The following is a 20,384-nucleotide window of genomic DNA, read 5'->3' as shown; positions in this document are numbered from 1 at the left end:
AGCATTGAGGTTTTTTTGTGATATTTGATAATGATTAATAATCTAGTCATGATTCTTTTAACAGATAAAATTGAATTCCCAAACCCAACAAATGCCAGTCCAGATGGCTTGCTGGCTCTTGGTGGCGATTTGTCTGTGGAGCGATTGCTCTTAGCTTACAAAAATGGAGTTTTTCCGTGGTTTAATGATGATAATGACCTGATTTTGTGGTGGTCACCAAATCCGCGATTTGTCCTGTTTCCTGAACGTTTGAAAATATCTAAGAGTATGGCCCAGACACTTCGAAATAACGATTTTGTAGTCACGGTCAATAAGGATTTTGAATCAGTCATATCAGAGTGTGCCGAGGCTAAGCGTAAAGGGCAGGCAGGCACTTGGATTACTAACGAAATGACTAAAGCCTATACAAAACTTCACCATTTGGGTTATGCCACCTCCGTTGAGGTATGGCAAGAGGACTCATTAGTAGGTGGTTTATACGGCGTTGATTTAGGAAATGGCGTATTCTGCGGAGAGAGTATGTTTGCTAAAGTGAGTAACGCAAGTAAAGTGGCTTTCATCACTTTTCTTCAAAACACCAACTATAAACTTATCGATTGTCAGGTGTACACCAAACATTTGGCGAGTTTGGGAGCGGAAGAAATTGGAAGGGATGAGTTTTTGGAATACTTGAAAGAGGGTTAGAATTTAAAATTTCTGGTTTAATGGTTATTTCACAAAAGACAGAAACTTGTCTGCCGACAGGTAGGGAAGTCACAAAAAACACAAAGGGGGATTTTGACAAAAACCTTTTTGAAATACCTTCTTTTTAGTCAGCAGTGAGCAGTCAGCAGTCTACAATCAGCAATCTACAATCAGCAATCTACAGTCCTAAGTTGCTATTTATCTTATTTTAACCTTTGTGGAACTTAGTGCTGCTTTGTACATCTTTCTGGAGCGTGTTTGTGTAATATTGCCGTGTTTCAAGCACTAAATTTAGCAAATAAATAAACCTGTCGGTAGGTAGAAAATCTGCATATATATAGCTATCGGGATTCGTAAGTAGGCAAGAACTAGCCATTAATTATACACCGCTTGCCCACAGTTATTATTAATTCATTTTTTTAAATTTCCAACCACAACCTTCGTCACAAATCATATAAGTTGGAACTAAAATTACTGTATTAGATTCAAAAGTGTAATTTTCAACAAATGTTCCTTCTGGATTTTCAATTCCAGTTGTAAATCCATTACAATCGAAAACCAAAGTCAGTTCATTAGAATTTATAGTATAAGTTCCAGAACTACATTCCGGAAATCGAGTAGAAGAAAATTCTCCATTTGAAGAGAAAGAATATGTATATCCGTTTTCAACAGGATTCCAATCTCCAGAACCATCTCCGACGTCACTATAAACTTCTATTAATTTCCAATTTCCAATTATAGACTGTTCAGTTTTTATTTCGTCATCACTATTATTACATCCTGATAGCATAATGATGATTAGACTAATTATTCCAAATTTGATTGTTTTTACCATCTTTTATATTTTTATATATAGATGAATTTTTTTCTAAAAGGTTGCGTTTAAATTGTGTACAACAGCTTTTTTATTTCATAAATCGGCATTCGTAGATCCTCAATCTTCAATCAAAAATCATCATCGACCTTTTTAAATCTCCTCATTTCTAAAACAATCCACTTCATGATCATTGACCATGCCTACAGCTTGCATATAGGCATACATAACCGTAGAACCTACAAACTTAAAACCTCGTTTTTTTAAATCTTTGCTCAGAGCATCACTCTCGGCTGTAGTTGAAGGTGCTTCTTTATAGTTCTCAACTTTATTTTTAATTGGCTTGCCATCCACAAAACCCCAAATATATTTTGAAAAGGAACCAAATTCCTCTTGAACTTCCATAAAGCGTTGCGCATTGGTAACCGCTGCCTGAACTTTTAGTTTATTTCTGACAATGCCAGCATCTTGGAGCAAGCTGTCAATTTTATCTTGGTTGTAGTGTGCTATTTTCCTATAGTCAAAGCTATCAAATGCCTCTCTAAAATTCTCGCGCTTGCGCAAGATGGTAATCCAGCTCAATCCTGCCTGAAAAGTTTCCAAAACTAAAAACTCAAAAAGCGTGGCGTCATCTTTTACCGGAACACCCCATTCGCTATCGTGATACTGCTCGTAGAGGGCATCACCTTTGCACCATGCACATTTCTGTTTTTCCATCTTAGATCGTTTTGATTTGAACCACTAATGTAACTAGGGTTACCCAATAATACATAAAATAGGGTTAAATTTGTAAAAAACATATTTATGGATACAATCACACACAACGAAATAAAAAAAATAATTAAAAAAAGCCTGGACAACAGTATGTCCTATAAGGAATACCGATTACTAATGGCTGAATTGATTAAAAATCAATCGACTACGGGACTGGACAAAAGCGTTGATATGGTTGCTTATACCGTTTTAAATGAGCAGCGCATGAAACGTTGGGATAAGACGGTTAAGGTTTCAGAAGAAGCCCAAGAAAAAATTAAGTCATATAAAGGTGATGTCACCTGGTTGGTGCTTACTGAAAGCTGGTGCGGTGACGCAGCACACGTAATTCCTGTAATCAATAAGGCAGCAGAATTGAATGCTGACATTGATTTGAAATTAGTACTACGAGATGAGAACGATGCGCTTATGCAGCAATTTTTAACCAATGGTGGAAAGTCAATTCCTAAGTTAATTATGATTGACAATACCTCTGAAGAGGTTCTCGGCACCTTTGGTCCAAGACCAGCTGCGGCTACAAAACTTGTTCAAGATTATTTAGCTGAACATGGGGTTGTTACGGAAGAATTGAAAGAAAAGTTACAATTATGGTATAACAAAGATAAAGGTCAGCATACAATTGGCGATTTATTGGAGCTTATGGAACTTTCCTAAAGACACCTAAAGATGATGGTCAAATCAATAGGATTAACCTTCAATTCCATTAAATAAGAGTACTACAATAAAATAAAGGGAGGGCTATTTTAGTTCTTCCCTTTAAAATGATAGGTAATTGAGCCAATTTGCTTAGACTTGGACGCGTCAGGACTAAACCGTGCTTCATTGGCATATTGCAGGGCACTTTCAATCAGACAAGCGTTTTTTGATGTAGAAGAGGTGTTGACATAGGCATCAATTACTTCTCCCAAATTATTTACGGTAATGTTGATTACTATCTTACCACTTTCTTCACAGAGATAGATAGGTGGCGGTAAATGCTTGTCTTTCCTGTTGACCAAGCTATAAGATACACTACTATTAGTATTGAGAGCAGAGTTATTGGCTAATCTATCGGTGGAGTTATCGCCGTTTGACTTAGAAGATTGTCGTTTTTCAGCAGATCGCATGGCAAGCACATTGTTGATCTTGCTATAGGAGGACAATTCATGTTCATTAAGGGCATAATCTTCAGATGCAGATTTAGCTTCTACATCCGTCACTTCTTCTGGAACCTCCGTGGCCTCGGTCGCTGTTTCTTTTGCGCTTTGGTCGAAATCGTCAGAATTGACGGTTTTAAAGTTTTTCATCATCTCCTTAAATTCATTTGCGGAGTTGTAAGCTTTATTGGTTTCCGCAATATTGGGCTCACTCAGTGCCAATTCCTCAAGAATTTTCTGTTCTTCGGGTGTTAAAGGTGGTGGTAACTCATAGTAGCTTTCCGCCATAACCTCGGTTTGCTTCTTAATGCCAAGCGCGAACATAGCAAGCACCACAGTACCACTGATTAAAGCGGTAATTATTAAGGCCTTATGTTTATCTATAAATTCCAAAAAATATTTATTTAATAATTTCCAAAAGCATTGTGCATCAATATATACGTCAAAGTAAGTAAAAAAGTTTAAAACACCATAAATTCCAGAAAGATGGATACACTTGAAAGCTTATCTTTTTGTTTGTAACCGAAGCGTTTTCTGTTGAAATCCAATCCAATCAACCCCGAGTTTTTAAAATTCTCATCAAATATTCTGAGTCCAATTCCCACTTTATACATGGTCCCATTTTCAAAATTTTTTCCAATATTAATGAGCTTTCCATAGCCACCTCTTACAAATAGAACATCGTCAAAGTCAAGAATATTGTAATTGAACCCCAAAAATACGGGTAAGAAATTCAAGCTTTTTCGGCTATGATGATCGTATTCAACATTAAGATCCATACTTGTGCGGTTATCAAATTGATAGCCTATGGAATTGTTTATAAAGACAGCGTTAAATACAATAAAACTTTCGTCTTGGTCATTAAACAGCGTATATTCCTCATTAGTGGTCAAGGTGGTGGCTACTGAAATTTTATAATACAGACCATTGGTTTTGATATCTTCTTGTGCGAAAAGTGTTAACAAAGAACAGCACAATACACAACTCAGCACAATTGATTTCATAAAGCAGTATTAGGAACTATTACTTTATCAAAAACTATTCCGAAGGAAGTGCTTTAATAAAGTCTTCGATACCAACGGCATTTTCCACATCAAAATCGCCAATTTTAGTCCGTCTTAAAACGGATAAATGCGCTCCAGAACTTAGTGCTTTTCCGAAGTCGTTGGCCAATGATCTAATATAGGTGCCTTTACTGCAGACAACCCTAAAGTCAACTTCTAAATTCTCAACCCGTGTGATTTCAAATTCTGAAATATGAACTTGCCTTGAGGGGATATCTACAGATTCACCAGCTCGAGCAAATTCATACAAGCGTTTCCCGTCTTTTTTAAGAGCTGAAAATACGGGTGGGAATTGAGAAATTTCACCAATAAATTGGTGTGTGGTATTACGGATCAATTCCTCGGTTAAGTGTGAAGTTGGATAGGTATGGTCAATTTCAGTTTCTAAATCGTAGGATGGAGTTGAGCTCCCCAAGACAAAAGTGCCCGTATATTCTTTGATTTGCGCTTGAAAACTGTCGATCCTTTTTGTCATTTTTCCAGTGCAAATCACCAATAAACCAGTGGCCAAAGGATCTAAAGTTCCGGCATGCCCAACTTTTATTTTTTTGATCTTGAAGGCGCGACGTATTTCCCAACGCAATTTGTTCACCACCTGAAAAGAGGTCCAATGCAAAGGTTTGTCTATCAATAAAACTTGACCAGAAAGATAATCGTCGGCTGATTGCATTAGATGGTTGTTAAAGGATATATGAAATAATGAATGATTATAAGTGCAATCCCTACAAGGATTCTGTAATAGCCAAACACTTTAAAACCATGCTTACTTAGGTATTCTATAAAGGATTTAATGGCGATAAAAGCCACAATAAATGCAATGACATTTCCAATAATAAGATAATTGACTTGGTCACTACTTAGTTCAAACCCTGCTTTAAAATAATCGTATGTTTTTTTAGCAGTGGCACCGAACATTGTAGGAACCGCAAGGAAGAACGAAAATTCTGCTGCCGTTTTACGATTTAACTTTTGGGTCATCCCACCAACAATGGAAGCACCACTTCTTGAAGTGCCGGGAATCATCGCTAGGCATTGGAAAAACCCAATTTTCAGCGCCGTTGCGTAGCTAACTTTGGTATGTGCGTCCGGATTTGTCTCATCAACAACTTCATTTGATTTAAACCAATCGTCAACTTTTAGTAAAATAAAACCACCTATAATTAAGGAAATGGCAACAGTCAGTGGACTTTCTAAAAGGTCATCGATAAAATCACTTAAAAGTAAGCCTAAAACAACCGCAGGAAAAAGGGCAACCAATAGCTTGAAGTAAAAATCCAAACTTTGAAAAAAGCGTTTCCAATATAAAGCCACAACCGCTAAAATAGCCCCCAATTGGATGACGATGGTAAACAGTTTTGTAAAATCATCGGACGCAATTTTCATAAATGATGAAGCGATGATCATGTGGCCTGTAGAAGAAACTGGTAAATATTCAGTCAAGCCTTCAATAATGGCTAAAATTATGGCGTCAATTAAATTCATAGGAGTAATTAATTATTGAGATTCAAATTTTAAGAACGTCAAAATGAAATTAGAGAAATCTGATAAGCTCAGATAGAGAGGTTAAGATTTAGAGCTTTTCGTTTTATTAGGATCCAACAAAATGGCATACACTTGAATACCAAAACCAATCAGCACTAAAGTGGGGGCCAAACGGATGCGTCTCCAACTGAAAATTTCAGGATTGAAAACATTCGGATCGTCACTTCCGCCACCAGACATCAAGATGAATCCCAATGCGATAACACCCAAACCAATGAGCATGAACTTGTAGTTTTTTTTACCGAAAATAAAATTGTTGTTGGCGCTTTCTTTGCGTTTTTTCTCTCCCATGACGAATAAAATACTATTAGGCTGCAAATTAACGGATTTATTTAAACCTTTTCGTTAATAGTATCTAAATAGTTGGAATTTGCTGACGATTTGAGTTGGTTTTATAAAAAGTTGATTCGATTGGTCTACTTAGCTCTGTTTATAATTTCTTCCAGTCTTATATCCGCAGAAAGCCAGTAAAATCAGAAGTAAGATCTGGATCCCATAAACCAGATTTTTTAGAACTCCTAAATAATGCTCAGCGGGCTCAATTTCATGTTCAATAGCTCCCGCACTTAAGGGTGGATATATGGTCCATCCAGCACTTTGTTGAATCAATACTGTAATAAGTGAGTATGTAGTAGTGAATATCAATATCAGAAGGATGATGGAAATCATCAAAATGATATTTGCTGCCAAATTTTTAAAACTCCTGTAAAGTGTTCTTATAAGATAAATTCCAAAAAACAGGAAAACGGAAAGAGATACAACCAAATGGATGTTTGCAATTACAAAATAAGTATCATGGATATTTAAATCGACAGTTGTATCAGTACTAAACGCGTTACTTCCAAAAAAAATAAAGTTCAAAATTAATATCAGAACCATTGACCCGATAAACCAATACATCTCTTTTCTTCTGTACATGTTAGGAAAACTTATAATTAATGTCTTAAAAGGAAATGACTCTGTTTTTTACCGCAATGCTAGTAAACGGATGCCAAAGGCCGAAATACTTTTATATTTCTCCATTAAGATGTGCGTTGGTTTGTTGTTAAGTTGTTGTGCTGAACAGTATTCATAAACGCAAATGTGTTTACCGTCAGTATTCTAAATGCCATGTTCGCTTTACTCTGATGTCAAACTTATCCATTAGTAATACAGCGCATCCGTCTTCAAATTCAGGAAGCGTTGGGTGGCAATAAATGTACTGATCCAGGTAATAACAATGCCTAAAAGAAAAATGACAACAAATAAACCACCAATCAATACAGGGTTGGAGAGCAGTTGTAACTCAGCAAACGTTTCATTGAGATAATAAAGTACGATGCCCATGCCAATTAGGGCGATAATGGCTCCGATAACGCCCAGTTGTACACTTTTATAAACAAAAGGCCTCCGAATAAAGCTTTTGGTTGCACCCACCATTTGCATAGTTTTGATGATAAATCGTTTGGAGTACACCGCCAATCGGATAGAACTGTTGATCAATAAAACGGCAATCAAGGTAAAGATGGCACTGATAATCAAAACCCAAAAAGTGATTTTTTTAACGTTGTCATTCATCAATTCCACTAAATCATTGTCATAGCGGATTTCTTCAATAAATTTTTTCGTAGCCAATTCTTCGGTAATAGAAGCCAAGGTTTCCGTGGTAACAAAATCGGCTTTTAAATGAACGTCAATGGAGTTTTGTAGCGGATTATAACCCACAAAATCCATAAAATCCTCACCAGTTTCTGCTTTCATCGATTCGGCTGCCGCTTCTTTGGAGACGTATTCCGTGCTTTTTGTGTAGGCTGCCATAGCCAGGCTTTTTTCAAGCTGCTTCACTTCAACTTCTTTTGCAGAGTCGTTGAGGTAAATGGTCACAACCACTTGCTCTTTAAAGTGGTCAGCAACTTTTTTGGCATTTAATACCAAAAGCCCCAAACAACCTAATAAAAAAAGGACTAAAGCGATACTGATAACCACAGAAAAGTAAGACGAAATTAACTTCCGTTTTTGATATCTGTCAAAAGATGAACTCATAGGATTTTGATTGAAGCTGTAAAAATATGAAACAAATCTAATCTGTTAAGGTTTACAACGTTTAAACTTTCAACATTGTTATAATAAGTTTAAATTTGCGGTCTGAATAATATTCGCAGTCCCGATAGTTAGCGGGAGCAGAGTCGAAAAGTTTCCTATTAATATAAGATTCGCGACTTTTCGTCCCTGCGTAAGATCAACGATACTAAGATTTATGACTTATAATTTTAATGAGATAGAGAAAAAGTGGCAAGACTTTTGGGCCAAAAACCAAACTTTTAAAGCCAAAAATGATAGCGAGAAACCTAAATACTATGTCTTAGACATGTTCCCTTACCCAAGTGGTGCGGGACTTCATGTAGGGCATCCGTTAGGTTATATTGCCAGCGATATATATGCACGTTACAAACGTCATAAAGGATATAATGTATTGCATCCTCAAGGGTATGACAGTTTTGGATTGCCGGCAGAACAGTACGCTATTCAAACAGGACAGCACCCGGCTATTACAACCGAAGAAAATATCAAAACCTATCGCCGACAGCTCGATCAAATTGGATTTTCGTTTGATTGGAGTCGGGAAGTCCGAACTTCTGATCCGTCGTATTATAAATGGACACAGTGGATTTTTATCCAATTGTTTGAATCCTGGTATTGTAAACACACTGACAAGGCATTGCCTATTTCAGAATTAATAGAGGTGTTTTCTAAAGAAGGAAACCAGGCTGTGGAAGCAGTTTGTGATGATCATGTTGAAATTTTCTCTGCCTCAGATTGGAACGCTTTCTCCTCAGAAAAACAACAAGAAATTCTTTTAAAATACAGGCTGACCTATTTGGCTGAAACTGAAGTCAACTGGTGTCCAGCTTTGGGAACCGTATTGGCCAACGACGAAATTGTCAACGGCGTTTCAGAACGTGGTGGGCATGCAGTGGTTAGAAAGAAAATGACCCAATGGAGCATGCGGATTTCTGCCTACGCCGAACGTTTACTACAAGGCTTAAATGATATTGATTGGACAGACTCTCTTAAGGAAAGTCAGCGCAATTGGATTGGGAAATCCATTGGAGCTTCCGTTACCTTTCCGGTCATTGCGAACGAAGCGCAGCAATCTCAAAGGATAGAAGTATTTACGACACGTCCAGATACTATTTTTGGAGTTTCTTTCATGACCTTGGCGCCAGAACACGATCTTGTATCAAAAATTGTAACAGATGATCAAAAAGAAGAAGTTGAAGCTTATATAAAATCAACGGCTAAACGAAGTGAACGCGACCGTATGTCAGATGTCAAGACCATTACAGGTGCGTTTACCGGGGCCTATGCCGAACATCCATTTTCAAAAGAGCCCATTCCAATTTGGATTGGCGATTATGTATTGGCGGGCTACGGAACCGGCGCAGTGATGTCTGTACCTTCTGGCGATCAGCGTGATTATGACTTTGCAAAACATTTCAACATCCCAATTCCTAATATTTTTGAGGGGATTGATATTTCAGAAGAAGCGTATGCGTCAAAGGACAATGTGGTTATCGCCAATTCTGATTTTCTTAACGGTTTAGCTCTTAAGGAAGCTACTAAAAAAGTCATTTCAGAACTTGAAAAATTAGGCCAAGGCCAAGGGAAAATAAATTACCGATTGCGTGACGCGGTGTTCTCCCGTCAACGTTATTGGGGAGAACCTTTTCCGGTGTATTATGTTAACGGGATGCCACAGATGATTGATAAAAAACATTTGCCAATCCGTTTACCGGAAGTTGAAAAATACTTACCAACCGAAACCGGTGAGCCGCCTTTAGGACGTGCCGATGTATGGGCATGGGACACCAAAAAGGGTGAAGTGGTGAAAAATGAAAATATTGACAATGTGAATGTTTTTCCACTAGAATTGAATACCATGCCAGGTTGGGCGGGTAGCTCTTGGTATTTCTTCAGATATATGGATGCTCAGAATGATGAGGTATTTGCCAGTGAGGAAGCGTTGGCCTATTGGAAAGACGTCGATTTGTACATTGGTGGAAGTGAACACGCCACAGGCCATTTGCTCTACTCCCGTTTTTGGGTGAAATTCTTAAAAGACAGAGGTTTTGTGAGTGTGGAGGAACCTTTTAAAAAGCTGATCAACCAAGGGATGATTTTGGGGACGAGTGCTTTTGTATATAGAGTCGTGGCCAATAGTGAGTCTGAGGAAACTGAGAGAATCTATACCGATTTTATTGTTTCAAGAAAATATTCTGAATTAATTCTTTCTGATTCTGGAGTTGCTGAGAAATTGAAACAGCAAATTAGAGATTATTATATTGACGAAAAGAAGGATGAATACTTCTCTAAGCCATTCATTATAGAAATTTCACCGCTTCACGTAAAAGTAGATTACGTAAATACTTCTGATGAATTAAATATCGAAGGATTAAGAGCTGATAAAGAATTTGGTAAAGATTTTAGAGATGCCATTTTCATTGGAGAAAACGGGCATATAATTGAAGGAGACAATGACCTATACAAAGTTGGTCATGAAGTCGAAAAAATGTCCAAATCAAAGTTGAATGTCGTTAATCCGGATACAATATGCGAGCAATACGGTGCTGATAGTCTCCGTATGTACGAAATGTTCCTTGGGCCATTGGAACAAGCAAAACCATGGAATACCGCTGGGATTTCTGGGGTGCACGGATTTCTTAAAAAACTCTGGAAACTGTATATGGGCGACAGTGGTTTAAAGGTTAGCAATGTTGAACCAACAGCAGAATCTTTAAAAACCCTTCATAAAACCATTAAAAAGGTTGAAGAAGACATCGAAAGCTTCTCGTTCAATACATCTGTTTCCACATTTATGATAGCAGTTAACGAATTGACCGCTCAAAAATGTAACAGTAAGGAAATCTTGGAGCCTCTGTTGATTTTATTGTCACCTTATGCGCCACATATTGCTGAAGAATTATGGAGTCAGTTAGGTCATAAAGAATCTATAGCGACTACAGCATTTCCGAAATTTGAAGCGAAATATTTAGTCGAAAGTAGTAAGATGTATCCAATTTCTTTCAATGGAAAAGCAAAGTTCACCATGGAGCTGCCAATGGATATGTCTAAAGATGACATCGAAAAAGAAGTGATGGCGCACGAAAAAACCATAGCACAATTGGATGGCCGTACGCCTAAAAAAGTGATCGTGGTTCCTGGAAAAATTGTGAATGTGGTAGGGTGATATGGTCGGCTGTTGCGACTTCAGACACACGTCAATAGGTCAAATTGACTTTTCACTGGTGTTCTATTTTTGAGGCTGCTATGGTGATGGAAATTAGGACAGCACTGACAAAATTTCCTAATGTCAAATTGGCTTACTTTTTGTTATATTTAATTCGAATTTAAAATAAGAAATAACATGGGAGGAATAGGTATGGGCTATTGGATTTTAATTGGTGGTATCGCGCTGGTGAGCTGGCTGGTAAGCAATCAATTAAAACAGAAATTTAAAAAATATTCGCAAGTCCATTTAAGAAATGGGATGAGCGGAAAAGAAATTGCTGAAAAAATGTTGGCCGACAACGGCATTACTGACGTTGAGGTCATCTCGGTAAGAGGTCAATTGACGGACCATTATAATCCGGCAAATAAAACGGTTAACTTAAGTGAATCTGTGTACGCACAGCGTAATGCGGCCGCCGCAGCCGTTGCGGCGCACGAGTGTGGTCATGCAGTGCAACATGCTCAAGCGTATAGTGCATTGAAAATGCGTTCGGCATTGGTGCCAGTAGTGAGTGTGACCTCAGGAATGTCGCAATGGTTGGTCATTGGTGGTTTGGTTCTTGGTGCTGCTGCAGGTGCTGGGTTTGGCTATTATATTGCTATTGCCGGACTCGTCTTTATGGGCTTTGCTACCTTATTCAGTTTTATTACTTTACCGGTAGAATATGATGCAAGTAATAGAGCATTGGCTTGGTTAAAATCAGAAAACATGCTGACTCCAGAAGAATACAAAGGATCGGAAGATGCACTGAAGTGGGCGGCTAGAACCTATTTGGTCGCTGCTATTGGCGCTTTGGCTTCGTTGTTATACTGGGCAATGCAAGTCTTTGGCGGAAGAGATTAAGCCATAGATTCATCTAAATATATAAAAACCGAATCTTGCCTTAAATAGGTAAAATTCGGTTTCTTGTTTTTGGCGAATTAAGAGTAGGGGGGTTATTTCACAAATTCCAGATCATTAAAAGAGCCTTTTACCGTTACTGATTTAGTGCCATCTACGGTAATTGCTTCAATATTGAACTCCCCAGAAATCAAGCTTTTTTCTGACTTTGATGGATGTTCTCTGTTGTTGGTGATTTTCAAGTTGCCACTTTGTGAAAAATATAGCGTTGCTGGTTGGTTGTCCTTAATCTCTACATAAGTTCTAAACTTATCTGAATCAACATCTCCCATCTGTTTGACCGTGCCTTTATTGAAACCACCTGTACTGTTCAAAAACAATGTCATCTGTTTGCCGTTCTTATCGGCCATGGTAATTCTTAGGGTGGTGCCATTAGGACCCTTGACCGCTTCATAGGCGCCAAGTTTAAAACCGTAATTGGAAAATGTGCCACCATTAATCGTAGCTTCGAAAGCGGGGTTCTCAGGAGAATCGTTATTTGTGTCATCACTGCTGCAGGACATTAGAGCCATTGAGAACAATAACATGTAAATAAGGTGTAGGTTTTTCATAAATTGAGGTTTAAGTTCAGCAAAAACGTCGCCGATTTAGAGTAAAGGCGCTATTTTCATTTAGGTTGATTTGGGTGTATTCTAAAACTTCAGTGCTTGAGAATCAGGGCTAAAGTAGGGTTTTTTCTTAAAAGTCCAACAAACGACATTCATTTTCTATATTAATATTCATTTTTAAATTCAATATAGATACTGACGCCTTGATTTGAGGAGACGTCTTCTTCCGGGGTTCTAACGGATTTACATTCCGTCAATGGTTGACTGATTTTTAGGATCTTATGGACTGTCTAAATACGCAAGCCTTTACAATAAACATCTTAAAAATTGTATAGCTGTTGTATGAACGCTTATTTTCTTTATTTTTATCCGCTAATTTAGCTTGTCTACTTTATGGAACAACCTACTGAAAACCCATTTAACAGTTTAGATACTAAACTGCTGGCGCACACCTCTGATGCAGAGCGTGTTGATTTTTATAAAAAAACCTATGGCCACGTTGCTGGCGGAGTTTTGATTTTTATCATTTTTGAATATTTATTGTTGCAGAGTGAAACCGTTGTCAGTTTTGCGCTGTCAATGACCGAAGGTTACAAATGGCTGATCATGTTGGGCGGTTTTATGTTTATTACCAATTATGCCGAAAGAATGACCATGAAATCACCGGATAAGAATAAGCAGTATTTGGCTTTTGGACTTTATATTTTGGCGCAAGCATTTATTTTTGTGCCCTTAATTTATATTGCGGCTTATTATATGGATTCCGGTCCTGAGATTTTAAATCAGGCAGCAATTGTAACCTTGGCCTTGTTCACGGGACTATCTGCCGTGGTGTTTGTGACCAAAAAGGATTTTTCATTCCTTAAAACAGGCTTGACCGTTGGTTTTTTCATTGCTATAGGATTGATAGTTGCCGGTATATTATTCGGGTTTAACTTGGGTCTATGGTTTTCCGTAGGCATGTGTCTTTTGGCGGGTGGTTCTATTTTATACCAAACGTCCAACCTTGTGAACAAATATACAACTGACGATTATATCCCGGCAGCACTAGGGTTGTTCGCCTCTTTAATGTTATTGTTCTGGTACGTGCTTCAGATCTTTATGTCACGCGATTAACATATTATATAAAGAAAACTCCTGATAATTTCAGGAGTTTTTTGTTTTATATCTTGATGTTGTTACACTTCAATCTGTCTGTCAATCTGTTGATTTAGAGAGATGAAGGTTTCCGTTCTTGAGACACCGGAAATGGACTGGATTTCCTTGTTGAGCAAATGCATCAAATGCTCATTGTCCTTACAGAGAATTTTAATGAAAATGCTCCAATTTCCAGTGGTGTAATGACACTCTAAAACCTCAGGAATCTTTTGCAATTGTTTCACCGCTTCTGGATTACTCATGGCCTTATCCAAATAAATGCCAATAAAAGCCATGGTGGTATAGCCCAATACCTTCGGATTAATGATAAATTTTGATCCTGATATCAATCCCGATTTTTCTAACTTCCGTAGCCGTTGGTGGATGGCAGCCCCCGAAATACCAACACTCCTCGCAATTTCTAAGATGGGCGTACGGGCATCAGCCATTAAAGCACGGAGTATCTTTTTGTCGATGCCATCTATTTGTATATTCTGATTGACTATTTTCATGTTTTCTTCCAGTGAAAGCGGGTATCTCTTGAATTTATATTGATCCTTTAAATCGGACTATGAACTTCCAATATCAAGCATGTGTCCTTACTTGATGTGGGGTTTATGGCATTACTCCAATTCTTTAGTGCTTATAATTGCCTCTTATACGTTCAATGGGTTGTAACCCAAATAAGGTACTTCTTTTTCAGTAAAAACAATATCAAATGCTTCCAATTCTTTTAGAATAGGTCCATAGACCTCTTTATTTATCGGAATTTGAACGCCAGGTGTTGTTATTTTTTCATTTAAAATGGCTAATGTGGCAATAGCTACCGGAAGTCCAACCGTTTTAGCCATAGCCGTATACGTTTGATCTTCACCAAGAGTGACCATGGTAGATTCAATTTGGTGCATTTTATCATTCAGTTTGTATCCGAATTTGTGGTACATCACAATCATATCTTTTTCATGGGATTCAAGCATCCAACTGTCCATCAATATTTTTTGAAGAATCTCAGCCGGTGTCGCTTTCTTTAGTCCAACCATTTTTTTGTCGTTAAATAGATCCAATTCTTCAAGTTTTTCCCAAACAATATCATCTTGGTCAATTTTAAGTGACAATCTGAATTTAAGCTCTACTGAATCGGTATGACTATAAGGTAAAAATGCATTTACAAAATCGCGGTAGCTCATGTTTTCGCTGTCATCAATGGTATAACTATCATCAGTCATTCCTAATTGAACAAAGATATTCCACGCTCTACTAAAGCCAACTCGGCGCATGGTGCCACGATAAAGCGTTTTAATTTGATCCAAACCGTATGCGTTCTGGTATTTTAATGAATCTCTATTGGCGTACGCTTCAAAGCGACCGTAACCATCTACTTCCAAAAACTCAGTTCTTCTGAACAATCGGTGGTAAGGAATGTATTTATAATTACCTTCCTGTATAAATTTTGCTGCACTTCCTTGTCCGGCAACCACTACGTTTCTCGGATTCCAAGTAAATTTATAGTTCCATAAATTATTATCGCTTTCGGGAGCCACTAAGCCGCCAGCAAAAGATTCGAACAAAATCATCTTGCCACCTTTTGCTCTGATGCTATCTATAACTTTCATGGCACTCATATGGTCAATGCCAGGATCTACGCCAATCTCATTCATAAAGACCAAGCCTTTATTTTTTGCAGCAGTATCAAGGTCTTCCATCTCTTTGCTCACATAAGAAGCAGTGACCATGTTTTTTCCAAGTGTAATACAATCTCTGGCCACTTCAATATGATATCGTGCTGGAAGCATGGAGACCACAATATCGGCATTTTCTATGGCCTCTTTACGAGAATGATGATTAAAAACATCCAAGGTGATAGCATGCCCATGTTCGTGATTGTTGATAAGCTTCTGAGCATTATTAATGTCAATATCGCCAACAATAATGTGCAAATCTTCTTCTTCTGATTTGTCCAATAAATATTTAATTAAATAAGATGAGGATTTTCCTGAACCTATGACTAGAATCTTTCGCATAATGGGAATTCTTGAGTAATTTTGTTTTTTGAATGAACGAATTTACTAAATAACTCTCGGTTAGTGAAGCCAAAACAACAATTATAATGAACAGAATTATCTTGATTTCAGCAGCAGTGTTGGGAATTATTGCCATTGCGTTAGGAGCTTTTGCAGCACATGGTTTAAAAGAGTTGCTCACTTTTGAATCACAACAAACCTTTGAAACAGGGGTTCGGTATCAAATGTACCACGCCATAATGTTGTTGTTTGTTGGAACCACAACCTTTCTAAAAGAGAAATCAAAGAAGATTATTTATTATATGGTCCTTATAGGAGTCTTGTTTTTTTCAGGTTCAATATACGGTCTCGCCACAATGGACCTGACCGGAATTAATTTTAAAAGTATCGGCTTTATAACCCCAATTGGTGGCATGCTACTTATTCTTTCCTGGACCTTAATGCTGCTTAACTTTTTAAAACTAAAGCGGGATAATTCCTAAAAATAGGTGCCTACTTTAAAATAATGTTTAATTTTGTACAACAAACAACACAATATATTATGGCTAACAACACCCAAGCTACGAAATCGATTTCGTTAAATGAGTACGGTATAAAAAATGCCGAAGTACATTACCAACTCTCACCAGAAAAGCTTCATGATATTACCATTGCAAAAGGGCAAGGTGTAGAAGCATCTTCTGGCGCTCTTGCCGTTAATACGGGAGAATTCACAGGACGGTCACCTATGGATAGATTCATTGTTAAAGATGATGTCACCAAAGACCGGGTCTGGTGGGGAAAGGTCAACATTCCGTTCGATTCCGACGATTTTCAAAAACTGTATGATAAGGTAACCGATTATCTATCAGGCAAGGAGGTTTTTGTTAGAGACAGTTATGCGTGTGCTGATGAAAACTATAAGCTTAATATTAGAGTAATTACAGAATATCCTTGGAGCAATCAATTTGCCAATAATATGTTCTTAAGACCAACAGAAGAGGAATTAAAGAATTTTTCTCCTGAATGGACCATCGTCAATGCACCAGGCTTTATGGCCGATCCAAAAGTTGATGGGACCCGCCAACATAACTTTGCTATTTTAGATTTTACCAGAAAAATTGCCCTTATTGGTGGCACAGGATATACTGGTGAAATTAAAAAGGGAATTTTTTCTGCCTTAAACTTTATCCTGCCAGTTTTTAAGAATACCCTACCAATGCATTGTAGTGCGAATATAGGTAAGGATGATGATACCGCGATCTTTTTCGGACTTTCAGGTACAGGAAAAACAACCTTATCTGCAGATCCTGAAAGACGATTGATAGGTGATGATGAACATGGTTGGACCAAAGAAAATACCGTATTTAATTTTGAAGGCGGTTGCTATGCAAAAGTGATCAATCTTTGCGAAGAAAATGAACCAGATATTTTTAAAGCGATTAAGAAAGGCGCCATTTTAGAAAATGTCATCCTGGATGCGGATGGGAATGTTGATTTTGATGATGTATCCATAACCCAAAATACACGTGTAAGTTATCCAATTGATCATATTGATAATATTGCTGTGCCTTCTATTGGCAAAAACCCTAAGAATATTTTCTTTTTAACTGCGGATGCCTTTGGCGTGCTGCCTCCAATTTCAAAACTGACACCAAGCCAAGCGGCCTATCATTTTATTTCGGGATATACGGCAAAAGTTGCCGGTACTGAAGCTGGTGTTGTAGAGCCTACTCCTAATTTTTCAGCCTGTTTTGGTGCACCTTTTATGCCTTTGCATCCTGCAAAATATGCCGAGATGTTAAGTGATAAAATGAAAGAAACCGGTCTCAATGTTTGGTTGGTAAACACAGGGTGGACAGGAGGCCCTTACGGTGTGGGTACCCGAATGAAATTGAAATATACAAGAGCAATGATCAATGCAGTGTTGAACGGCGATTTGGGTCTATATGATTACGACCATTACCACATTCATTCCGTGTTTGGCGTAGCCCAACCAAGATCTTGCCCTGGTGTGCCTACTGAAGTGTTAAGTCCACGTACCACTTGGAACGATGATGAGGCCTATTACACAACGGCTTTTAAATTGACCAATGCTTTTAGAGAGAACTTTAAGAAATTTGAAAGCTTTGCCAGTGAAGAAATTAGAAGAGGAGGGCCGCAGCGTTACGCGTTCTAGAACACTCTTCCTGTAAAATAAAATAGGCGATTCAGAATTCTGAATCGCCTATTTTATTTTATATAAGTAAAGATGTTATTTTCCTTTATTTACTTTTTCAATATATTTTTCCAAAGCCATAGTCATTGATGGCGTTTCAGGCGTCGGTGCTAAAATATCAACCCTCAATCCATGTTCTTCAACGGCTTTTGACGTTGTATTACCAAACACGGCAATTCGTGTAGTGTTTTGCTTAAAATCTGGGAAATTATGAAATAAGGATTCAATACCTGAAGGACTGAAAAACACCAAAATATCATAGAAAACATCGGCAAGGTCAGATAAATCGCTAATAACCGTTCTGTAGAAGATAGCTTCCTTCCAATTAATATTTAAACTGTTTAGAAGTGCCGGAACTTCTTCTTTTAATTTATCGGTAGTTGGTAATAAAAACGTTTCATCTTTGTATTTTTTGATCAAAGGCGAAAGATCTTCAAAATTTCGTTTCCCAACATAAATTCTTCGTTTCCTATAAACTACATATTTTTGAAGATAAAAAGCTACTGCTTCGCTTTGACAAAAATATTTTAGAGTATCTGGCACCTTAAATCGCATCTCATCAGCCACTCTAAAAAAATGATCAACAGAATTTCTACTGGTTAAAATGATAGCAGAATATTGATTTAAGTCGACTTTTTGTTGTCTTACATCTTTCGCTGCCACACCTTCCACATGTATAAATGGTCGGAAGTCAATTTTAACTTTTTGTTTTTCCTGAAGATCAAAATAAGGCGAATTTTCGATTTTAGGTTCAGGTTGTGACACTAAAATTGTTCTCACTTTCATAGGCTTGCGGTAGTTTTAAGCTTTATATTCTACAATTATTTTATATAAAATCAGATAAGGCCCAATTTCAAGTGCGCAAAGATACAAAATAAAATAGAATATGTTGTTTAAGACTGCTTTTTGATGAATTTTAAAGGAGGTTATAAAACCGATCAGATTTATCAGAATCATAACCAAAATGACAATGAGAATACTAATCTTTGAAGGGTTTATGGTATATAATAACAGGGCATTAAGCGGTAAGAGTACAAAGCCGCTAAAATTTTTATAACTTGTTTTTTGGAACAAATAAGATTCAATGATTTTGTCAATTTCAAAGAGGCTTCCGATCAGTCGTTCTATTAAAATTTTTATAATCCCCAGTGTGGAGATCCCGAGGATAATTTTCAAAAAAACATCAAGTTCAAAACTTTGATCTGGTTGTATGGTCAGAAAGGATAGGTATCCAAAAATGGACAGAGAAATGACTAAGTTAAAAAATAGGAGGCCGTCAAAAATATCAATGAATTTTTGGTCTTTGGTATAAATTTTAAGATATCTGGAATTCCCAAAAACACGAATAAAATCCATAAATCGATTTGTAAATAATACTTTCGCAAGGCATATAAAAACCAATCCCAAAACCATGAAAATGGTAAACCATTCGTAAGTTATTATTTCGCTGATCATGCCGCTAAATTATAAAGAAAATTTTATCTCTCCATTTCAATAAAATTAATCTTTTAAAAAAACTTACTTTTGCTAAAATCTTTGCCAATGAAAGACGCTATTGTCATCATTCCAACTTACAATGAAATTGAGAACATTGAAGCTATTATTATTGCGGTTTTTGCCCAAGATAAAGCGTTCAATGTCCTTGTGGTAGATGACAACTCACCAGATTTAACGGCAGAAAAGGTGAAGTTTCTTCAAGCCGAATTTCCTGATCGTTTGTTTTTGCTGCAACGTAAGAACAAAACCGGGCTCGGAACTGCCTATATTGATGGCTTTAAATGGTGTTTGAAAAATGAATATGACTATATTTTTGAAATGGATGCCGATTTTTCGCATAATCCTGACGATTTGATTAAACTCTATCATGCCTGTGCCAATGAGGGAGCTGATGTGGCCATCGGATCACGATATATCACTGGTGTCAATGTAGTCAACTGGCCAATGAACAGGATACTATTGTCGTACTTTGCTTCAAAATATGTGCGATTTATTACACGTATGAAAATTCAGGATACCACGGCAGGGTTTGTTTGTTATAAAAGAAAAGTACTGGAAACCATAGATCTAAACGCGATAAAATTTGTGGGCTACGCGTTTCAAATAGAAATGAAATTTAAAGCCCATTTAAAAGGTTTTAAAATTGTGGAAGTTCCAGTCATCTTTACAGATCGAGCAAAAGGAAAATCAAAAATGAGCGGTGGCATTATTTCCGAAGCTGTTTTTGGAGTTATAAATATGAAATTAAAAAGCCTTTTTGGCAAATAATAAAAAATGAACATATCAAAACCATTAATCCTA

Annotated in this window: 22 protein-coding genes; 8 read left to right on the top strand and 14 right to left on the bottom strand. The window is 37.3% G+C overall.

What is annotated here, in order from left to right:
• Positions 1-48: 48 nt before the first annotated feature.
• Positions 49-684, top strand: a complete 636-nt coding sequence (gene aat, locus H3Z82_RS02655; protein ID WP_182202345.1) for a leucyl/phenylalanyl-tRNA--protein transferase — start codon at positions 49-51, stop codon at positions 682-684.
• A 406-nt stretch (positions 685-1,090) separates the two neighbouring features.
• Here the strand turns inward: aat and H3Z82_RS02650 are convergent, their stop codons facing one another.
• Positions 1,091-1,519 (bottom strand): lipocalin family protein, encoded by a 429-nt coding sequence (locus tag H3Z82_RS02650; RefSeq protein ID WP_182202344.1) that lies wholly within the window; start codon positions 1,517-1,519, stop codon positions 1,091-1,093.
• Positions 1,520-1,651: 132 nt separating this feature from the next.
• Positions 1,652-2,215, bottom strand: a complete 564-nt coding sequence (locus H3Z82_RS02645) for a DNA-3-methyladenine glycosylase I (protein ID WP_182202343.1) — start codon at positions 2,213-2,215, stop codon at positions 1,652-1,654.
• An 87-nt stretch (positions 2,216-2,302) separates the two neighbouring features.
• Between H3Z82_RS02645 and H3Z82_RS02640 the strand changes: the two genes are divergently transcribed.
• Entirely contained in the window at positions 2,303-2,926 is a 624-nt protein-coding gene (locus H3Z82_RS02640) for a thioredoxin family protein (protein WP_182202342.1), read from the top strand.
• Positions 2,927-3,015: 89 nt separating this feature from the next.
• On the opposite strand, the gene H3Z82_RS02635 is transcribed toward H3Z82_RS02640, so the two are convergent.
• The 7 genes from H3Z82_RS02635 to H3Z82_RS02605 all read right to left on the bottom strand — a co-directional run bounded on the left by H3Z82_RS02635 (position 3,016) and on the right by H3Z82_RS02605 (position 8,036).
• Positions 3,016-3,801: an energy transducer TonB family protein gene (locus tag H3Z82_RS02635; protein ID WP_182202341.1), complete on the bottom strand. Its 786-nt coding sequence runs from the start codon at positions 3,799-3,801 to the stop codon at positions 3,016-3,018.
• 68 nt (positions 3,802-3,869) lie between these two features.
• Positions 3,870-4,412 (bottom strand): hypothetical protein, encoded by a 543-nt coding sequence (locus tag H3Z82_RS02630; RefSeq protein WP_182202340.1) that lies wholly within the window; start codon positions 4,410-4,412, stop codon positions 3,870-3,872.
• A gap of 34 nt (positions 4,413-4,446) precedes the next feature.
• A complete protein-coding gene (truB, locus tag H3Z82_RS02625) occupies positions 4,447-5,142 on the bottom strand; it encodes a tRNA pseudouridine(55) synthase TruB (RefSeq protein ID WP_182202339.1) in 696 nt (231 codons plus the stop codon).
• On the bottom strand, positions 5,142-5,954 hold the full coding sequence (locus H3Z82_RS02620) for an undecaprenyl-diphosphate phosphatase (protein ID WP_182202338.1): 813 nt from the start codon (positions 5,952-5,954) through the stop codon (positions 5,142-5,144). The genes truB and H3Z82_RS02620 overlap by 1 nt, the downstream gene beginning before the upstream one ends.
• 81 nt (positions 5,955-6,035) lie before the next feature.
• Positions 6,036-6,305, bottom strand: a complete 270-nt coding sequence (locus H3Z82_RS02615) for a DUF3098 domain-containing protein (RefSeq protein WP_182202990.1) — start codon at positions 6,303-6,305, stop codon at positions 6,036-6,038.
• Positions 6,306-6,434: 129 nt separating this feature from the next.
• Complete coding sequence (locus H3Z82_RS02610; protein ID WP_182202337.1) at positions 6,435-6,932, bottom strand: hypothetical protein; 498 nt, start codon at positions 6,930-6,932, stop codon at positions 6,435-6,437.
• Positions 6,933-7,157: 225 nt separating this feature from the next.
• On the bottom strand, positions 7,158-8,036 hold the full coding sequence (locus tag H3Z82_RS02605; RefSeq protein WP_182202336.1) for a cell division protein FtsX: 879 nt from the start codon (positions 8,034-8,036) through the stop codon (positions 7,158-7,160).
• A gap of 214 nt (positions 8,037-8,250) precedes the next feature.
• On the opposite strand from H3Z82_RS02605, the gene H3Z82_RS02600 reads away from it, so the two are divergent.
• Positions 8,251-11,241 carry a leucine--tRNA ligase gene (locus tag H3Z82_RS02600; RefSeq protein WP_182202335.1) on the top strand — a complete coding sequence of 997 codons (2,991 nt, stop codon included), beginning with the start codon at positions 8,251-8,253 and terminating at the stop codon, positions 11,239-11,241.
• Positions 11,242-11,418: 177 nt separating this feature from the next.
• Positions 11,419-12,126 (top strand): zinc metallopeptidase, encoded by a 708-nt coding sequence (locus tag H3Z82_RS02595; protein WP_235982322.1) that lies wholly within the window; start codon positions 11,419-11,421, stop codon positions 12,124-12,126.
• A 92-nt stretch (positions 12,127-12,218) separates the two neighbouring features.
• Here the strand turns inward: H3Z82_RS02595 and H3Z82_RS02590 are convergent, their stop codons facing one another.
• Entirely contained in the window at positions 12,219-12,734 is a 516-nt protein-coding gene (locus tag H3Z82_RS02590) for a hypothetical protein (protein ID WP_182202334.1), read from the bottom strand.
• A 390-nt stretch (positions 12,735-13,124) separates the two neighbouring features.
• On the opposite strand from H3Z82_RS02590, the gene H3Z82_RS02585 reads away from it, so the two are divergent.
• On the top strand, positions 13,125-13,847 hold the full coding sequence (locus H3Z82_RS02585) for a Bax inhibitor-1/YccA family protein (protein WP_182202333.1): 723 nt from the start codon (positions 13,125-13,127) through the stop codon (positions 13,845-13,847).
• A gap of 62 nt (positions 13,848-13,909) precedes the next feature.
• Here the strand turns inward: H3Z82_RS02585 and H3Z82_RS02580 are convergent, their stop codons facing one another.
• Positions 13,910-14,380: an Lrp/AsnC ligand binding domain-containing protein gene (locus H3Z82_RS02580; protein ID WP_182202332.1), complete on the bottom strand. Its 471-nt coding sequence runs from the start codon at positions 14,378-14,380 to the stop codon at positions 13,910-13,912.
• Positions 14,381-14,524: 144 nt separating this feature from the next.
• On the bottom strand, positions 14,525-15,889 hold the full coding sequence (locus H3Z82_RS02575; protein WP_182202331.1) for a saccharopine dehydrogenase family protein: 1,365 nt from the start codon (positions 15,887-15,889) through the stop codon (positions 14,525-14,527).
• Positions 15,890-15,975: 86 nt separating this feature from the next.
• Between H3Z82_RS02575 and H3Z82_RS02570 the strand changes: the two genes are divergently transcribed.
• Positions 15,976-16,371 (top strand): DUF423 domain-containing protein, encoded by a 396-nt coding sequence (locus H3Z82_RS02570; protein ID WP_182202330.1) that lies wholly within the window; start codon positions 15,976-15,978, stop codon positions 16,369-16,371.
• 59 nt (positions 16,372-16,430) lie between these two features.
• Positions 16,431-18,047, top strand: coding sequence for a phosphoenolpyruvate carboxykinase (ATP) (gene pckA / locus H3Z82_RS02565; RefSeq protein ID WP_182202329.1), 1,617 nt, complete (start codon positions 16,431-16,433; stop codon positions 18,045-18,047).
• A 75-nt stretch (positions 18,048-18,122) separates the two neighbouring features.
• On the opposite strand, the gene H3Z82_RS02560 is transcribed toward pckA, so the two are convergent.
• Together H3Z82_RS02560 and H3Z82_RS02555 are read right to left on the bottom strand one after the other, a co-directional pair.
• The gene (locus H3Z82_RS02560; protein ID WP_182202328.1) at positions 18,123-18,872 is read right to left on the bottom strand and encodes a uroporphyrinogen-III synthase; all 750 of its coding nucleotides are present in this window, start codon (positions 18,870-18,872) and stop codon (positions 18,123-18,125) included.
• A gap of 15 nt (positions 18,873-18,887) precedes the next feature.
• On the bottom strand, positions 18,888-19,541 hold the full coding sequence (locus tag H3Z82_RS02555; protein WP_182202327.1) for a DUF4271 domain-containing protein: 654 nt from the start codon (positions 19,539-19,541) through the stop codon (positions 18,888-18,890).
• 87 nt (positions 19,542-19,628) lie between these two features.
• Between H3Z82_RS02555 and H3Z82_RS02550 the strand changes: the two genes are divergently transcribed.
• A complete protein-coding gene (locus H3Z82_RS02550; RefSeq protein ID WP_182202326.1) occupies positions 19,629-20,351 on the top strand; it encodes a polyprenol monophosphomannose synthase in 723 nt (240 codons plus the stop codon).
• The last annotated feature ends 33 nt before the right edge of the window (positions 20,352-20,384 follow it).

This window comes from Gelidibacter maritimus (genome assembly GCF_014062315.1).
Taxonomy (GTDB): Bacteria; Bacteroidota; Bacteroidia; order Flavobacteriales; family Flavobacteriaceae; genus Gelidibacter; species Gelidibacter maritimus.
This window is presented reverse-complemented; position numbering and strand designations above follow the sequence as displayed.

Bases quoted from the DNA above. Each gene is read 5' to 3' on its own strand.
- aat (WP_182202345.1), top strand. From the start codon at position 49: ATGATTCTTTTAACAGATAAAATTGAATTCCCAAACCCAACAAATGCC.
- pckA (WP_182202329.1), top strand. From the start codon at position 16,431: ATGGCTAACAACACCCAAGCTACGAAATCGATTTCGTTAAATGAGTAC.
- H3Z82_RS02550 (WP_182202326.1), top strand. From the start codon at position 19,629: ATGAAAGACGCTATTGTCATCATTCCAACTTACAATGAAATTGAGAAC.
- H3Z82_RS02630 (WP_182202340.1), bottom strand. From the start codon at position 4,412: ATGAAATCAATTGTGCTGAGTTGTGTATTGTGCTGTTCTTTGTTAACA.
- H3Z82_RS02580 (WP_182202332.1), bottom strand. From the start codon at position 14,380: ATGAAAATAGTCAATCAGAATATACAAATAGATGGCATCGACAAAAAG.
- H3Z82_RS02645 (WP_182202343.1), bottom strand. From the start codon at position 2,215: ATGGAAAAACAGAAATGTGCATGGTGCAAAGGTGATGCCCTCTACGAG.
- H3Z82_RS02595 (WP_235982322.1), top strand. From the start codon at position 11,419: ATGGGAGGAATAGGTATGGGCTATTGGATTTTAATTGGTGGTATCGCG.
- H3Z82_RS02555 (WP_182202327.1), bottom strand. From the start codon at position 19,541: ATGATCAGCGAAATAATAACTTACGAATGGTTTACCATTTTCATGGTT.
- H3Z82_RS02600 (WP_182202335.1), top strand. From the start codon at position 8,251: ATGACTTATAATTTTAATGAGATAGAGAAAAAGTGGCAAGACTTTTGG.
- H3Z82_RS02570 (WP_182202330.1), top strand. From the start codon at position 15,976: ATGAACAGAATTATCTTGATTTCAGCAGCAGTGTTGGGAATTATTGCC.
- H3Z82_RS02615 (WP_182202990.1), bottom strand. From the start codon at position 6,305: ATGGGAGAGAAAAAACGCAAAGAAAGCGCCAACAACAATTTTATTTTC.
- H3Z82_RS02590 (WP_182202334.1), bottom strand. From the start codon at position 12,734: ATGAAAAACCTACACCTTATTTACATGTTATTGTTCTCAATGGCTCTA.
- H3Z82_RS02605 (WP_182202336.1), bottom strand. From the start codon at position 8,036: ATGAGTTCATCTTTTGACAGATATCAAAAACGGAAGTTAATTTCGTCT.
- H3Z82_RS02640 (WP_182202342.1), top strand. From the start codon at position 2,303: ATGGATACAATCACACACAACGAAATAAAAAAAATAATTAAAAAAAGC.
- H3Z82_RS02585 (WP_182202333.1), top strand. From the start codon at position 13,125: ATGGAACAACCTACTGAAAACCCATTTAACAGTTTAGATACTAAACTG.
- H3Z82_RS02620 (WP_182202338.1), bottom strand. From the start codon at position 5,954: ATGAATTTAATTGACGCCATAATTTTAGCCATTATTGAAGGCTTGACT.
- H3Z82_RS02575 (WP_182202331.1), bottom strand. From the start codon at position 15,889: ATGCGAAAGATTCTAGTCATAGGTTCAGGAAAATCCTCATCTTATTTA.
- H3Z82_RS02650 (WP_182202344.1), bottom strand. From the start codon at position 1,519: ATGGTAAAAACAATCAAATTTGGAATAATTAGTCTAATCATCATTATG.
- H3Z82_RS02560 (WP_182202328.1), bottom strand. From the start codon at position 18,872: ATGAAAGTGAGAACAATTTTAGTGTCACAACCTGAACCTAAAATCGAA.
- truB (WP_182202339.1), bottom strand. From the start codon at position 5,142: ATGCAATCAGCCGACGATTATCTTTCTGGTCAAGTTTTATTGATAGAC.
- H3Z82_RS02610 (WP_182202337.1), bottom strand. From the start codon at position 6,932: ATGTACAGAAGAAAAGAGATGTATTGGTTTATCGGGTCAATGGTTCTG.